Origin of the sequence: Nocardia brasiliensis IFM 10847 (genome assembly GCF_000710915.1) — a bacterium.
GTDB classification, from domain to species: domain Bacteria; phylum Actinomycetota; class Actinomycetes; order Mycobacteriales; family Mycobacteriaceae; genus Nocardia; species Nocardia brasiliensis_A.
In genome coordinates, this window is sequence record NZ_BAUA01000152.1 from 61,897 (window position 1) to 76,319 (window position 14,423).

At 68.1% G+C, this 14,423-nt stretch carries 14 protein-coding genes; 7 read left to right on the forward strand and 7 right to left on the reverse strand.

Features of this window, described 5'->3' with window-relative positions; translation table 11 throughout:
- The first annotated feature begins 38 nt into the window (after window positions 1-38).
- Both NBRGI_RS29490 and NBRGI_RS29495 read left to right on the forward strand, forming a co-directional pair.
- Window positions 39-1,274 carry a cation:proton antiporter gene (locus NBRGI_RS29490; protein ID WP_029900464.1) on the forward strand — a complete coding sequence of 412 codons (1,236 nt, stop codon included), beginning with the start codon at window positions 39-41 and terminating at the stop codon, window positions 1,272-1,274.
- Complete coding sequence (locus NBRGI_RS29495) at window positions 1,271-1,960, forward strand: HAD family hydrolase (protein ID WP_081878281.1); 690 nt, start codon at window positions 1,271-1,273, stop codon at window positions 1,958-1,960. The genes NBRGI_RS29490 and NBRGI_RS29495 overlap by 4 nt, the downstream gene beginning before the upstream one ends.
- A gap of 28 nt (window positions 1,961-1,988) precedes the next feature.
- Here NBRGI_RS29495 and NBRGI_RS29500 read toward each other — a convergent pair whose 3' ends face one another.
- Window positions 1,989-3,215 (reverse strand): epoxide hydrolase family protein, encoded by a 1,227-nt coding sequence (locus NBRGI_RS29500; RefSeq protein WP_029900466.1) that lies wholly within the window; start codon window positions 3,213-3,215, stop codon window positions 1,989-1,991.
- A gap of 31 nt (window positions 3,216-3,246) precedes the next feature.
- Window positions 3,247-3,681: a MarR family winged helix-turn-helix transcriptional regulator gene (locus NBRGI_RS29505; protein ID WP_029900467.1), complete on the reverse strand. Its 435-nt coding sequence runs from the start codon at window positions 3,679-3,681 to the stop codon at window positions 3,247-3,249.
- Window positions 3,682-3,790: 109 nt separating this feature from the next.
- Between NBRGI_RS29505 and NBRGI_RS29510 the strand changes: the two genes are divergently transcribed.
- Window positions 3,791-4,846 (forward strand): membrane protein, encoded by a 1,056-nt coding sequence (locus NBRGI_RS29510; protein WP_029900468.1) that lies wholly within the window; start codon window positions 3,791-3,793, stop codon window positions 4,844-4,846.
- Between the two features lie 37 nt (window positions 4,847-4,883).
- Window positions 4,884-5,534 (forward strand): TetR/AcrR family transcriptional regulator, encoded by a 651-nt coding sequence (locus tag NBRGI_RS29515; protein ID WP_029900469.1) that lies wholly within the window; start codon window positions 4,884-4,886, stop codon window positions 5,532-5,534.
- Between the two features lie 6 nt (window positions 5,535-5,540).
- Here NBRGI_RS29515 and NBRGI_RS29520 read toward each other — a convergent pair whose 3' ends face one another.
- The 4 genes from NBRGI_RS29520 to NBRGI_RS29535 form a co-directional block, all read right to left on the reverse strand.
- Window positions 5,541-7,580: a CocE/NonD family hydrolase gene (locus NBRGI_RS29520; protein ID WP_029900470.1), complete on the reverse strand. Its 2,040-nt coding sequence runs from the start codon at window positions 7,578-7,580 to the stop codon at window positions 5,541-5,543.
- 185 nt (window positions 7,581-7,765) lie between these two features.
- Window positions 7,766-8,935, reverse strand: a complete 1,170-nt coding sequence (locus NBRGI_RS29525) for an alpha/beta hydrolase (protein WP_029900471.1) — start codon at window positions 8,933-8,935, stop codon at window positions 7,766-7,768.
- Window positions 8,936-9,007: 72 nt separating this feature from the next.
- Window positions 9,008-9,403, reverse strand: coding sequence for a hypothetical protein (locus NBRGI_RS29530; protein WP_029900472.1), 396 nt, complete (start codon window positions 9,401-9,403; stop codon window positions 9,008-9,010).
- A gap of 221 nt (window positions 9,404-9,624) precedes the next feature.
- Window positions 9,625-10,470: a GNAT family N-acetyltransferase gene (locus NBRGI_RS29535; RefSeq protein ID WP_029900473.1), complete on the reverse strand. Its 846-nt coding sequence runs from the start codon at window positions 10,468-10,470 to the stop codon at window positions 9,625-9,627.
- Between the two features lie 197 nt (window positions 10,471-10,667).
- On the opposite strand from NBRGI_RS29535, the gene NBRGI_RS29540 reads away from it, so the two are divergent.
- Window positions 10,668-11,072 carry a nuclear transport factor 2 family protein gene (locus NBRGI_RS29540; protein WP_029900474.1) on the forward strand — a complete coding sequence of 135 codons (405 nt, stop codon included), beginning with the start codon at window positions 10,668-10,670 and terminating at the stop codon, window positions 11,070-11,072.
- Window positions 11,073-11,204: 132 nt separating this feature from the next.
- Here NBRGI_RS29540 and NBRGI_RS29545 read toward each other — a convergent pair whose 3' ends face one another.
- Window positions 11,205-12,461 (reverse strand): cytochrome P450, encoded by a 1,257-nt coding sequence (locus tag NBRGI_RS29545; RefSeq protein ID WP_029900475.1) that lies wholly within the window; start codon window positions 12,459-12,461, stop codon window positions 11,205-11,207.
- A gap of 311 nt (window positions 12,462-12,772) precedes the next feature.
- Between NBRGI_RS29545 and NBRGI_RS29550 the strand changes: the two genes are divergently transcribed.
- Window positions 12,773-13,693, forward strand: a complete 921-nt coding sequence (locus NBRGI_RS29550) for an esterase/lipase family protein (protein WP_036561422.1) — start codon at window positions 12,773-12,775, stop codon at window positions 13,691-13,693.
- 168 nt (window positions 13,694-13,861) lie between these two features.
- A complete protein-coding gene (locus NBRGI_RS29555; RefSeq protein WP_029900477.1) occupies window positions 13,862-14,401 on the forward strand; it encodes a hypothetical protein in 540 nt (179 codons plus the stop codon).
- Window positions 14,402-14,423 lie beyond the last annotated feature (22 nt).

A 14,423-nucleotide genomic window follows, 5' to 3' on the forward strand; every position in this document is an offset into this window, starting at 1 on the left:
AGGGGGCGGCGTAGGCGCCCGGAGTGGACGGAGCGGGCATGCCCAGTGATCAGATGGTGTTTCTGCTGGTGGATCTGGTGCTCATCGCGGTGGCGGCGCGGGTGCTCGGGCGGTTGGCCGAGCGGTTGGGGCAGCCCGCGGTGATCGGTGAGATCACGGCGGGAATCATCGCCGGGCCGACGATTCTCGGGGCGCACCTGTCCGGAATCGTGTTTCCGCACGATACCCGTTCCTACATAGCCGCTTTCGCGAACGTCGGCGTCATGATCTTCATGTTCCTGGCCGGGTTGGAGATCGACCGCGGGTCGTTCGACGGCAACCGGCGCGTGGTGGCGAGCGTGTCGCTGTCGGCCTACTTCGTGCCGTTCCTGCTGGGATGCGCTGTCGCGCTTGCGGTTCTGCCCCGCCACCACGACGGCAGCCAGCTGGTGTTCGCACTGTTCATCGGCTGCGCGCTCGCGGTCACCGCGTTCCCCGTGCTGGCCCGCATCCTGTTCGACCGGGGCATGATGGGCACCCGCATCGGGCAGCTCAGCCTGGCCAGTGCGGCGATCGACGACATCCTGGCGTGGACGGTGCTGGCGTTCGTCATCGGCATGGCCAAACCGGGCGCCGGGCAGCAGTGGCGGCTGCTGCTGTTCATCCCGCTGGTCGCCGCGATCTGGTGGATCGTGCGACCGCTGCTGGCCCGGGTCTCGAATTCCAGTGCGGCGAACCGCAACAACATGATGGTGTTCCTCGCCGTCTCCGGCGCACTGCTCTTCGGCGCGGCCACCGAATGGATCGGCCTGCACCTGATCTTCGGCGCCTTCCTCTTCGGCGTGATCTTCCCGCGCACGCACCGGCCCGTCGTGGAATCGGGTGCACAACTGTTGAGTTCGGTTTTTCTGCCCGCCTTCTTCGTCATCGCGGGACTCCAGGTGGATCTGGGCTCGCTCGACCAGGCGGGCCTCGCCGAACTGCTGGTCGTCCTGCTCGCCGCACTGGCCGGGAAGCTCGGCGGCACCTACGCAGCCGCCCGGTTCACCGGAATCGACAGGCGTTCGGCCGCCGGGCTGGCCAGCCTGATGAACACCAGGGGGCTCACCGAATTGATCATTCTCACCATCGGATTGAGCACCGGGCTCATCGGCGTGCAGCTGTATTCGATCCTCGTGGTGATGGCGCTGGTGACGACCGCGATGACCGCCCCACTGCTGCGCTTGTTCGGCGTGACCGGTAGGCCGGCCGAGCCCGCGCCGGCGACCGGGGATGGGGTACCGTCCGCGTCATGACCGGTCGACCATCGGAAACCACGGCACCACAGGACATCTCGGCGACCCCGGTGCCCGCCGCCTTCGTCGACGTGGACGAAACCCTGGTCCGCGAGATCACCTTCCTCTCCCTGTTCACTTTCGACGCCGAGCGCCGAACCGATGTCGACGGCCCCGCCACGCTCCGTGAGTTCTTCGCACTGCGCGAGCAGGGCATGGGCCGCGCCGAATCCCATCGCTGGTTCTACCGGCTCTGGGCGGGACGTTCGGTCGCAGAGGTCCATGACATCGGCCGAGAGTGGTTCGCCGCGCGGCTCACGACCTCCGAATTCTTCAATCCCGCAGTGCGGCAACGCCTTCAGCTGCTGGCCGGCACCGGCACCCGAATCGTTCTGGTATCCGGCTCGTTCGACGCCGCCCTGCGCCCGATCGCGGCGGCGATCAGCGCCGAGGAGATCCTGTGCACCACCCTGGCCGTCGAGAACGGTTGCTACACCGGTGAAGTCACCGCCACCATGGTCGGCGACGACAAATCGGCCGCGCTGCACGCCTATGCGGCACGCGCGCAGATCGACCTGTCGGCCTGCGCCGCCTTCGGCGATCACCATTCCGACACCGCCATGTTCGACCTGGTCGCCCACCCGGTGATCGTCGGCGACCGGGACCGCTCGCTCGATGACTATCCGGCCGAGCGACTGCCCGGCTGAACAGTTCTCCAGCGGAACGACTTCGGACTCAGCGCCGGTCGCGGAAGGTGCGGCGCAGATCCGCGACCCACGCGTCCGGCACCTCCCACGGGATGAAGTGCCCGCCCTCGTCGTGCGCGGTGAGGTTGACATGGTTGTACCACTCGGCCCGATCGCTGGCGAGCCAGCTCTGTACCCGCTGCTCGGCCGTGGTGACGCCGGGCGGGTTCTCGTGCCCGACGAAGGTGATGCCGGTGGGGGCCTCGATGACCGGAACGCGGTCGTGGTCGGGTTCCCACGGGTAGCGATTCGCGTTGGCGTAGTAGCGGATCGAGGTGCCGATGGCATTGTTCACCCAGAAGATCATGGCGTGGGTGAGCAGGTCGTCCTTGCTGAAGACCGCTTCCACGTCGCCGTCGTTGGCACTCCAGGTGACCCAGCGTTGCAGGATCCAGGCGAGCAGACCGGCGGGGGAATCGGTGAGGCCGTAGGCGAGCGTGCTCGGTTGCAGTAGATGAGCCGCGAGGTGCACCGCGAAACGACGCTCCAGCGAGAGCAACTGCCGGTAGGCCGGCTCGGACAGCCCCTCCGGAATCGGTTGCCCGCCACTGAGATCCCAGGCTCGGTCGCCGCTGAACAGGGTGAGCTTCTGCCCGGAGCCGATATGGATGCCGTGCAGTTCGGCGGCGTACTTGTGGCCGAGCTGGCCGGTGACGAGCGCGCCGACATCACACCCCGCCGCCGCGTACTTCCGGTGGCCGAGCGTCTCGGTCATCAGGGTGTGCCAGAGATCGGCCACCTTCCAGAAGTTCATGTCGGGATGCTTCGGCAGCGGCGTGGAGAAGCCGAAGCCGGGCAGCGACGGCACGATGACGTCGAACGCGTCGGCCGGATCGCCGCCGAACGCCGCGGGATCGGCCAGCGGATCGATCACTTTGGCCCAGTGCCAGAAGGTCCAGGGCCAGCCGTGGGTGAGAATCAGCGGCGTCGGCGCGGGACCGACGCCGGGCTTGCGCAGGAAATGGACCGGCACGCCGTCGATCTCGACTCGATAGTGCCGGTAGGCGTTGATCGCGGCTTCGGCTTTGCGCCAGTCGTATTCGTCGATCCAGTACTCGACGAGTTCCTGGAGGTAGCGGCGGCTGACGCCGTAGCTCCAGTCGTCGTTGTTCACGTCGTCGGGCCAGCGGGTGAGCCGCAGCCGAGTTTCGAGATCGGCCAGTACGTCGTCGGCGACGTGGATCGGCGTGGGGGTCAGCGGGAACGGTTCGGTCATGAGATTCCTTCCGGGACGCCCGCAGCGGCGATCACTGCGCGTCCATGAGCACGGCCAGCCGTTCGAGCGCGGGCAGCGCGGCGGCGATGGCGCGACATTCTTCCGCGGACAGGGCCTCGGCCAGTTCGGCGAGACGACGGACGCGTTCCTGATGCCGGGTCTGCACGATCCGCGCGCCGTCGGCGGTGACTGCCACGAGGGTCGCCCGGCCGTCCGCCGGGTCCGGTGACCGCCGCACCAGCCCGTCTCGTTCCAGCCGCTGCACGAGCTGGGTGATGGCGGGCTGGGTGATCTGCTCGGTCTCTTTCAACGCGGTCAGCCGCAGCGGCCCCCTGTGCACCAGCGTGTGCAGCACCGACAGCGTGGTGAACGTGTGTTGCTCCGCCGTGGGCAACCGGATGGACCGGCGGGTGAACTCGCCCATCACGCGGGCGAGGTTGTCGGCCAGTTCCATCAGGGCACCCATACCAGGAAATGTATCACTGGTTTATTTAAATCACTTATGCAATACCAGATGACTTGCCGACACTCGCAGGGTCGACAGCCTCGCCGCCTGCGCGACCTACTGTGCAGGAATGGCTAACCAGCACGGCCAGCACGAGCGGCGGCGAACGGCGAGCGAGTGGTGGGCGATGGTGCGCGCCTCGCCCTTCCTGCCCGCGATCGTGCTGGTGTTGCTGGTCGGGGCCGCGGCCGGACTCTTCGCCGGGTCCTACACCTACGCGCTGGCCAACCCCACGCCCCGATACATCCCGATCGCCGTGGTCGGTTCCCAGCAGGACGCGCCGATGCGCGAATTCCTCGCCGAGTTGCAGCGCGCCGTGGACGATTCGCTGGACCCGCACAGCTACGCCACCGTCGCGGCGGCCCGCTGGGATGTCGAGGAGCAGCAGGTCTTCGGCGTCGTCACGACGCGGCCCGGCGGCCTCGCGCTCGAGGTCTCGGGCGCCTCGGGGCAGTCGGTGGCGCAGCTGCTGAGCGAGGCGGCGGCGGGCGCGGGCGCCGCAGCACGGGTTCCGGTCGACGTGACCGATATCGTGCCGCTGCAGCGGGGCGATCCGCGCGGGCTGGCCATCTTCTACATCTCCCTCGCCGCGGTGATCATCGGGTTCATCGGCGCGACGCAGTTCAGCGTGCACGCCGCCGCGCTCACCCCCGCCGAACGGATCGGCTTCACCGCCGCCTACTCGCTCGTCGGCGGCTTCGCCATCGCGGCGATCGTGGACTGGGTGCTCGGCGCGGTCCGGCTGCCGTTCTTGGCGTCCTGCGGCATTCTCTCGTTGACGATGTTCACCTCGGGGATGGTGTTCACCATGTTCAACACCCTGGTCGGCCGCTGGGCGATCCTGCCGACCTGGGGCCTGATGGTGCTGCTCGGCAATCCGTCCTCCGGCGGCGCGGTCTCCTGGCCGCTGCTGCCCTCGCTGCTCGGCCATATCGGCCGCTGGCTGCCGCCCGGCGCCTCGGTGAACGCCCAGCACACCGCGGTGTATTTCCGTGCGCACCAGCATCTTTTCCCGTTCCTGGTGCTAGCGGGCTGGGCTTTCGTCGCGTGCGCGGTGTTCTGGATCTGGCGTGGACGCCACCCCGGCGGCCGTTCCCTGGTCAGTGCGCACACCGCCGGAAAATAGCTGCCCGTCCGGCCACCGTGGCAGAATTGAACCCACTATGACTGTCCTGACCAGCGCTGTTCCCGATCGGCTACCGCGCGGCCCGCACCGGCTGAGCCGTGACGAGGTGGTCACCTCGCAGCGGGATCGGTTGTGCGTCGCCGCGTTGGAGGCGATCGCGGAACAGGGCTACGGACCGACCACGATCGCCGATATCGTGCGCCGCGCCAAGGTGGCCCGGCGCACGTTCTACGGTCTGTTCGACAGCAAAGAGGAATGCTTCACCGCCGCATTCGATTTCGTCGTCGAGGTGGTGGCGCGCGAACTCGACCGGGTGGTCGCCGAGTCCGGCGCCCGTGGCTTCCGCGACCTGGTGCGCAGCACCCTCGCCGCCTACCTCGACTTCCTCGCGGCCGAGCCCGCGGCGGCCCGCGCGTTGCATGTCGAGACCCTGGCCGCGGGCCCGGGACTCACCGCGCATCGGGCGGGTGTGCAGCGGCTGTTCGCGCACCGCATGCTCGCCGCGGCGCGGATCGGCGTGCGCGACGGCGACCTCGCGACCGCGCCCGACCCGCAACTGGTCGACGTGCTGACCGGCGGGATCGACGATCGGGTGCGCGCCACCCTCATCGAGTCCGGCCCGCAGGCTCTCCCCGCGCTGGCGCCGGTCCTGAACCGAGCGGCCTTGGCGCTGCTGGGATCCGGCTGAGCACGCTCACCAGCCGGTGTCGCCCGCCACCGGAATGTTCACCCAGCTGGGCTCGTTCGGGTCGAGTTGCAGGTGCTGCGGCTTCAGTTCGCTCTCGTTGAGCAACGGGCGCAACGGAATACTGCTCGGGAAGTTGCCCGCGAACACGTCGACGCGCAGCCGGTGACCCGGTTGCAGCACACCGTCGGTGGCGAAGACACCGAGGTCGACCACGGTCGGTTGCCCGGGCACGATCGGCAGGCGGCTGTCCAGGGTGAGGATCGGATACGGGTCGGTGTAGTCGCCGTTGGGCGAGCGAGTGGACTTCGCCTCGTCCACCGCGCGCAACGACGCGGTGCGCTGGCCGGTGCTCCACACCGTCGAACGACCATCGGGCGCAACGTCGTTCACCGTCACCGTCCAGTAGCCGTCGGTGGCGTCGAGCACCGTGTTGAGGTGCACGGCGATCGGTCCGGAGATCTGCGTCGCCTGACGCACGGGCGCGGTCGTGAACGTCAGCGCGTTCGTTTCGCTGATCCGCGCGTCTTTCGTGCAGATGTCGAAGGCGGCGATGATGCCCGCCGTGCCGTGCGCCGCGTCGCGGGAGCACAGGGTGGACAGGCCGGGCGCGATGGTCACGCGCGCGGGTCCGCCCGGCGCGGCGGTGAGGCTGCCGTCGAAGGCGCTGCCGGGTGCGGTGCCCGAGGACGCCGCGTCCAGATACATACGGCGGTAATCCATTCCGGGACGCGGGAACGACGGCGCGGTGGTCCAGCCGCCGCCCTGCTGCCACAGATGCACCTGGTCGTATCCGTCGATGCCGTTGTCGATGCCCTTGAGCCACTTGTCGAACCAGGCCCGCTGCAGCACGTCCAACGCCGGCGGTGCACCCGCAAGACCAAGGCCCGCACCGGTGGTCACGTGGTAGGTGTCCCCCATGACGAGCTTCTTCTGGTCGTCCGGCACGTTCACCGCGTTGAAGATGCGTGGCGAGGAGTAGGTGAAGATGTCGTGCCAGCCGCCGTAGACGAAGGTCGGCACGGTGATCCGCTCCGGATGCCCGATCCAGGCGGTGCGCAGCGCACTGTCCTCGTCGAGGATGGCCCGCATCTCCGGCTTGATCTGATCGATGCTCGGTGTCGCCAGCGCTTCGATGATGAGGTTGAAGAAGGTGAACGGGTCGCGGACCCGATCGGCCAGCCAGGTCCAGTCGAACTTGCCGCCGATGATGGAGACCAGGTCGGGAATCAGCTTGGTGCCGTCGACCGCGAGCAGCCATTCGGGGATGAACCCGATGCCGAGCGCCCCACCGGGCGCGGCGACATCGCGGATGAGGTCGCTGCCGGGCACGATCGGGAAGATCGCCCGCAGGGCCGCCGGTTGCCGCGCGGCCGTGTGCAATTGGTTGATCGCGGAGTACGAGATGCCGCTCATGCCGATCTTGCCGTTGGACCACGGCTGGGCGGCGGCCCAGTCCACCACCTCGGCACCGTCCTGCTGCTCCCGATCCCCGAAGACCTGCCACACGCCCTGGGAGAAGCCGGTCCCGCGTACGTCGACGACCACCTGGGTGTAGCCGCTCTGCACGAGCTTGCGGTCGACGCCGAACGTCCGCGCGGCGCCGCCGGGCAACGCCCGCATGAGATCGCTGAGACCGCTCATACCGTAGGCCGAGAGGTCGAAACCCTGCAGCATGCGCAGCAGCGGTTCGCCGAGACCGGGTACCGCCAGCGCCGAATCCGCGATATTCGCAATAAGTTTCGTGTACGGCGTGAGATTGACAATGGTCGGCATCGGTTCGGCCACCGGCTGCCCCGACGCGTCCGCGGGCCGGTACACATTGCCTTTCAGAACGGTGCCGTCGCTCATGGTGATCGGCACGTCCCAGTCGATATAGACGTTCGGATATTGCTGCGGGCCTTGATGAGTCGCGATGAATCGCGCGTCGAGCGAATCGCTTTCCGCGACCGCCGGCCCGGAGGTGAGCGATACGGCCGCCCCCGCGATCACCGTGCCTGCGGTGACAATGGCGGCCAGGAACCTCATCGGACGTCGGCGTCTGATCATCCTTCGCGAACCCTCCCACAGTGGGGAACTACTTCGTTCCCCTCAACGAGGGGTTACAGTAACCTCCGTCACTGCGACGCACAATGGTGACCGGGGGCACTTCCCGACATGTGGACACACGCTCCGAAGTTCAACTCGCCGACCCCAATTCCACACCCATGTCGGCTATTTCCGGACGCTTGCGCTCAGGGTGCCGCGAAATACTCGGCCAGGAATGCGGCGAAGGTGTGCCGGGAAATCTGCGAACCCCAATCGCCCCAGCGGAAATCGAAGATGTGCTCGCCATAAGGCACTGCGATCAAACGATTTTCGACGCCGACCCGGCGCAACCGCTCGGCCAGTTCGGCCGATCCCCGGTACGGCGCAACGTGATCCCTGGTGCCGTGCACGATCAGCGTCGGCGGCACATTGGGCCGCACGTAGGTGACGGGCGAGGCCGCCCGGTACCGATCCGGGAATTGCTCCGGGGTGCCGCCGGTGTAGTCCTCGAGGAAGGTGTGCATCCGCGCGGGCAGCCCGCTGTCGCGCCACGCCTGCACCAGGTCCGGAATCGGATAGAAGACCGCGACCGCCTCGACCGCGGTATCGGTCACCGCGCAGCTGGGCGGCACCCGGTCGTCGGCGTAGGCGCCCATCAATGCCAGGTTGCCGCCCGCCGAGCCGCCCGCGATCATGACGCGCTGCGGGTCGATGCCGTAAGTCTGCGCCTGCTGTTTGATCCAGCCCACGGCGCACTTCACGTCCGCGGGCGCCTGATTCCAGGTGGCCGGCGGCGCCAGCCGGTAGTCGATGGCGAAGACGGCATAACCCTTGTCGTTGAGCCATCGGTGCCATTTCGGCGCCTCGCCGCGATCCCCGTGCGCCCAGCCACCACCGTGCACCCAGACCACGGCGGGCCGCGGTCGCGCCGGTGTCCCGGCGGGCAACTTCACGTCGAGTTTCAGATCCTGGCCGTCGATGGTGTGGAAGACGGTGCTCAGTTCGTCCACGGGCGCGCCGACGTTCGCGCCCCCGGTGAAGTACTCGCCGAAGGACAGTTTCGCGTCATGGCGCACCGCGGTCCCCCACGACGCCGCCAGCGGAAATCCCGAGGCCACCACGCCGAGCAGACAGACCAGGCCGGTCACCGCCGCCGCACGGCGCACACCGGTGCGGCTACGCGGCGCGAAGGCGATCAGCGACAGCACGAACCCGGCGACGCCCAGCGGGATCAGATACAGGCCGTAGTCGCTCACCACATGCGTCAGCGCCACGAAGGGCGCGGGAATCCGCACGGCGATGATCACGTACGCGAACAACGTCAGCAACCCGGCCACCCCCGCGGCCAGGGCCGTCATGATCCACCGAATGACCATTCGATCATTAACCCACGACGGCCCGCACCTGCGCGGATGGCACGCCGATCCGGCCGGGGCGGCGGTTTCGGCTCAGCAGTCCTGCCACTCGGCGATCGCGTCGGCCCACTGCCGGTTGTCGGTGAACTCGGCGAATTCGCGGCGATCGATCAACACGTAGATCTCGCCCGCCGTCGTCGTCTTCAGGATCAGCGGCTTGCCCGAGTTGAGCAACCCGCCCATCAATCTGCCGTAGAGCGCGGTGAACTCCCGGCGCAGCGAGACGATCGCCGCCCGCGACAGCAGCAGGTCCCCGTTGTCGCTCCAATCCGCGAGGACGAGCACGTCCTCGTCGAGCTCGATGCGCCCGCGGCGCGGAAACAACGCCCGCTGGCTGACCACACCCGCCGCCTTGTCCGCGGCCGTGTGCTGCCGCAATTCGTCCACGGTGGCCGCGATGTAGCGGCCGCTCCGCAGCACAGTCGTCATCTCGAAACCTCCGGCTGGATGGCAGCGTCACCGGAATTCTGTCGCCGCGAGCGGCTGCGCCGCATCGGCCGCGCGACCGGATCGGGGTACTCCGGAGGACGGAGGTTCGCGCGCCCGGCAGTCCTCCTTACCGCCGATGACGACGGCCCGGCTCATCCGCTAGGAGTACGCGGCGCTGTACCCGGACGACTTGGCCACCTCGCGCAGCAGACACCCCTGAATCAGCGCTGCGCCGCCGCCGCCGGGGCGACGAGAATCGCACGGGCATAAAGGAGTTGGAAACCCAGCCGCTGCACGTTCTGCTGCGACTTCGAGCCGGGCAGCGTGGTGACCACCGCGAGATCGCAGCCCGCGACGGCCGCGGCGGCCAGTCGGGTCGACAGCAGCGAGGCCTGCACGCCACGCCGCCGGAACTCCGGCAGGGTCGCGGCGCCGCAGAGTTGAGCGACGCCGTCGTGCAGGCGCAGGCTCGCGGCGCCGGCCGCGGCGCCGTCGAGCCACGCGATCGAACCGGAAAAGCCACTCGCCCCGGCCATATCGCGCATCGCGTGCGCGAGCACCTCGCGCGGGAACGCTTCGTCGGAGCCGACGCCCTGGGTATCCGGCGCGGCGAACCCGTCGATGAAGATATCCAGCCAGCGATCGAATTCGCCGGACCCGACCACGCGCACCTCGACGCCTTCGGCCGGTTGCGCCGCTCGCCCCGGGGCGAGCGGCAGGCCGAGCACATTCTCGAAGCCGGTCAGCACATAGCCGCGCCGGGTGAGGCGGTCTACGACACTGGGATCGGCCAGGGTCGACACCTCGAACTGCACCGGCGCGCCGCGCTCGGCGTAGGCCGCTTCCACCGCCTCGAGCACCGCGTCGTCGAACTCCTCGCCCATGCCGACGCCGACCACCTTGTCCAGCGGTGAATACGCGCCCGCCCACACCGCGAGACCGCTGCCGATCGGTTGCAGCAGCACCCGCTCGCGCGGATCGCGCCGCGCGGTGGCCTGCGCACCCTCGGCCATCAACGACCGCTCGGCGCGCTCGATACGGGTGGCGAGGTCGATCCCGGCGAACAGACTCAGGTCGTTGGACATGGCTGCATTCCTACCAGCACCGAGTTCGGGGGCGCGCCTCCTTTTCGCGACCGGCGCAATCGCGGTGGCGGTCCCGGAATTCCGTTGCCAAAATGCAGCCTTCCTCGTGTGGCGACGCGCCCGGGCTGGCGCAAGGATGTTGGTGTTCAACACGTTTCGCCCCACGAGGAGCTCTTTCAGTGTCCCAGATCAATCTCGAATTAGTCACCCAGGTGTACCACGCGTTCGGCGCGCGCGACTTTTCGGTCATCGAGCGACTTTTCGACCCCGATATCGAGATCAAGGAGGCCGCACAGTTGCCGTGGGGCGGACGGCATGTCGGGCACGAAGGCGCCAATACGTATTTCGGGACGATGCTGGCGCACATCGACGCGAATGTGGTGCCGCAGAGCATCTTCGCGGCGGGTGACGACGTGGTCATGATGGGCCGCGGGGTCGGCACGACCACCGGTGGCGACGTCGCCTTCGACGTCCCCAACATCCATGTCTGGCACCTGCGGGAGGGCCGCGTCGTCGGCTTCGACAACTATGTCGACACTCCGGCCATGCTGGCCGCGCTCGACGGCGCGCCGCACCCCAACTAGATCGCGCGCCGCGCTCGACCCGCCCAGGGCCGTACCACCCGACTCGGCCCGGGCAGCGCACTCCCGTTGATCCGGGAGTACACCACCGGCCGACGGTTCTTCGAGAAACCGTCGGCCGGTTCGTATTTCAAACTAGGGCAACGGCAACGGGGGCGCGGCGGGAAAGGTGACCGGCAATGCGGTCACCGCGCGATGGAACGGGCCCGGTCGCCAGATCAGCTCGCTCGGCGCGACCGCGAGGCCGATCTCGGGCAGCGCGTCCAGCAGTTGATCGATCGCATCCTGCGCGATCAGATAGGCCAGCGAGCTGGCCGGGCACACATGCGGTCCGGTGCCCCAGGCCAGATGAGATCGGTTGCCCGCGTACTGATTCGCGGCGATCGCGGGATCGGTGTTGCAGGCGGCCATGCTGATCACCACCGGTTGGTGTGCGGGCAACCAGATATCGTCGATCAGAATCGGCTGCCGCGGAAAACTGATGCAGAAATTCGCCATCGGGGGATCGTTGAACAGCACCTCGTCCAGCGCGTCGCGGGTGGACAGACTGCCACCGAGCACGCTGCCGCCGAATCGCTCGTCGGTGAGTATCAGCAGCAGGGTGTTGACGATCAGATTCTGCTGCGGCTCGATACCCGCGCCGTACAGCGTCGCCAGCTGGTGCACCATTTCCGTATCGGTCAGCTCGGCAGGATGCTGCAACATCCGAGTGGTCACGTCGTCGCCGGGCGCGGTCCGCTTGCGCTGCGCCAATTCCAGCAGCGCCGCGACGAGCATCTTGTTTCCGCGGTCGGCGTCGACCCCTTCGAAGATCGCGGCCATTCCGGTCGCGGCCTGCTGCGCGATTTCGGCCGGACAGCCGAGCAGCGCGTTCAATACCGCGAAGGCGAGCGGAAAAGCATACTGGCGCACCAGGTCCGCCGATCCGTCCGCGCAGAACGCGTTGATCAGTGGTACTGCGATCTCGGCGACCGTGTCGTGCAGACCGTATTGGTCGACCTTGTCCAGGCCCGCCGTATTCACCTGGCGATAGCGCGCGTGCTCGGCGCCCGCGCTGCGCAACGCATTCGGTCGCCACTGCATCATCGGCAATACCGGGCAATCGGACGGAATGTTCTGCTGCCAGGTCCGCGGGTCGGCCGGAAAATGGTCCGGGTCGTTGAAGATTCGTACCGCGGTGTAATATCCGATCACCAACGTGGCGGGCACGCCCTGCGCCAGATCCACCGGCACCAGCGATCCGTACTGCGCGCGCATCCGGCGATAGGCGCCGTGCGGATCCGCAGCGAACTCCGGTGAATACAACGACACCCGGGGCCCGTCGGTGTCGATGGGGGAACCGTGCGGGGCTTGACCGGCCCGGCTGTCTGCGGCGGGTGGGGGCATCGTCATTGCGGAGACTCCAGGCGTTCGTACTACAAGCCTCGTGAGAGTAGGCAGCAAACCGTGCACGCGTATCGGAAATCGCCCACAAACCACCGCTGGGAGTGTGAATCCGTGCCAGGCAGAAAGACATTGACGCACCGGCCGCCGGAAACATTTCCCCCGCCACTCCGGACGACATGTTTGCCACCGCCGCACCGCGATGGTTCTATTGGCCCGCGCCGAATGGTTTGTGGCCCGACATCTGATGACGGACTTGGCATCGAGGCAGCCGATCTGCTGAGCAGACCTGTTGTATCGGCGAAAGGAACCGTGCCTCGATGGCTGCCCGTCGGTGTCGCTGGGGTGTTGTCGCACTTGCCGTGGCCGTCGCGGTGCTGCTCGCCGCCGCACCCGCGGCCGCCGAAACCGGCGCGGACTGGACCACACCGCCCACCGGCGCGAACGACTGGACCTGTGTGCCCGCGGCGGCCTACCCGCAACCCGTGCTGCTGGTGCACGGCACGTGGGACAACCAGAGCGCCTGGGACACGCTCGCACCGCAGCTGAAAGCGCATGGCGTGTGCGTGTTCTCGCTCAATTACGGGCACGCGCCCACCAGCATGCGCGGGGCGGTGCCCGGCGTGTTCGGCACCGCCGATATCCGCACCTCGGCCAAGGAGTTCGCCGCGTTCGTCGCCCGGGTACGCGCCGCCACGGGCGCGGCGCGGGTGGATATCGTCGCCCATTCGCAGGGCGGCCCGCTGGCGCGGCAATATCTGCGCTTCGAAGGCGGCGCGGACCGCGCCGCCCCCGCCCGGAACAAGGTCGACCATCTCGTCACCATCGCCGCCACCCATCACGGCACCACCGCGGACGGGCTCGGCTATCTACTACCCACCGGCAGCGCCTCGGCGCTGTCGGACGGCATGATCGCCAGGGTGCTCGGCACCGCCGCCGCCCAGCAGCTGGCGAGCAGCGAATTCCTGCGGACGCTGAACGCCGCGGGCGACACCGAACCCGGCATCCACTACACCGCGATCGCGACCCGGGTCGACCACGTGGTCACCCCGCCGGAAGCGACCTTCCTGCGCGCCGGCGTCGGCGCCACCGTCGACAATGTCTGGGTGCAGGACGTGTGTCCCACCGACACCTATCACCACGGCATCCTGCCGAACTCGCCCGCGGTCGCCTATTTGGTGCACAAAGCGCTCGGGCTGCCGTATTCCGACGACCCGTGCCCGGCCGAACAACCGGAATAGCACAATTCCAACCCCCGATCCGAGGGGCGAAAACCAGACCGAGAACCCGGTTCGAACAGGCAAAACACCGTATGGACACGCCGAGAGCGGCGCGCGCATCATGATGCTACGTCCGGTGCCGTTTGTCGGGGGAACGTCAAAGGAAACCCGCACGGATTGGAAAGACCCATGTTTATCAAGAAATTGGTGGCGACCGCAGTATTCGCCATCGCGGCCACCGGAATCGCCATGGCGACGGCCCACGGCGAAGCGGAATTGGCCGATATCAGCGTCAGCGCGGTGGACGGCCCGATCGGCTATACGACGACACTCGCCGCCGATCACTCCTCGGCCACGGTCACCCTGGCGTCGGGCCGGTTCGTCCTGACACCGGACGCGGTCCAGGTGCTCGCCGACGACGGCGCGGTGGTCGGCGCGATTCCGACGACCTTGCGCGTGGACGCGGGCCGAACCCTTTCCGTCACACCGGCTTTGGCCAGTGACACCGCGTTGACCCTGACCCCGGTGGGCGGGCCCACCCCGGTCGCGGCCAGCTCCCAGGATCTGCCGTTCATGCACACCGTCGGCGGCGGTGGCGCCATCCTGGCCGGCGCGGTGGTCGGCTGCGTGGTCGGCATCCTGATCGGGATCTGGTTCTTCCTGGTCGGCGCCATCATCGGCTGCGCCATCGGTGCCGCTATCGGCGGTTTCATCGGCGCCGTGTCGTAGCCGTTCCCTGGTTCCCGCCCGC

Bases quoted from the DNA above. Each gene is read 5' to 3' on its own strand.
- NBRGI_RS29500 (WP_029900466.1), bottom strand. From the start codon at position 3,215: ATGACCGAACCGTTCCCGCTGACCCCCACGCCGATCCACGTCGCCGAC.
- NBRGI_RS29505 (WP_029900467.1), bottom strand. From the start codon at position 3,681: ATGGGTGCCCTGATGGAACTGGCCGACAACCTCGCCCGCGTGATGGGC.
- NBRGI_RS29550 (WP_036561422.1), top strand. From the start codon at position 12,773: ATGGCTGCCCGTCGGTGTCGCTGGGGTGTTGTCGCACTTGCCGTGGCC.
- NBRGI_RS29525 (WP_029900471.1), bottom strand. From the start codon at position 8,935: ATGGTCATTCGGTGGATCATGACGGCCCTGGCCGCGGGGGTGGCCGGG.
- NBRGI_RS29490 (WP_029900464.1), top strand. From the start codon at position 39: ATGCCCAGTGATCAGATGGTGTTTCTGCTGGTGGATCTGGTGCTCATC.
- NBRGI_RS29555 (WP_029900477.1), top strand. From the start codon at position 13,862: ATGTTTATCAAGAAATTGGTGGCGACCGCAGTATTCGCCATCGCGGCC.
- NBRGI_RS29495 (WP_081878281.1), top strand. From the start codon at position 1,271: ATGACCGGTCGACCATCGGAAACCACGGCACCACAGGACATCTCGGCG.
- NBRGI_RS29515 (WP_029900469.1), top strand. From the start codon at position 4,884: ATGACTGTCCTGACCAGCGCTGTTCCCGATCGGCTACCGCGCGGCCCG.
- NBRGI_RS29520 (WP_029900470.1), bottom strand. From the start codon at position 7,580: ATGATCAGACGCCGACGTCCGATGAGGTTCCTGGCCGCCATTGTCACC.
- NBRGI_RS29545 (WP_029900475.1), bottom strand. From the start codon at position 12,461: ATGACGATGCCCCCACCCGCCGCAGACAGCCGGGCCGGTCAAGCCCCG.
- NBRGI_RS29510 (WP_029900468.1), top strand. From the start codon at position 3,791: ATGGCTAACCAGCACGGCCAGCACGAGCGGCGGCGAACGGCGAGCGAG.
- NBRGI_RS29530 (WP_029900472.1), bottom strand. From the start codon at position 9,403: ATGACGACTGTGCTGCGGAGCGGCCGCTACATCGCGGCCACCGTGGAC.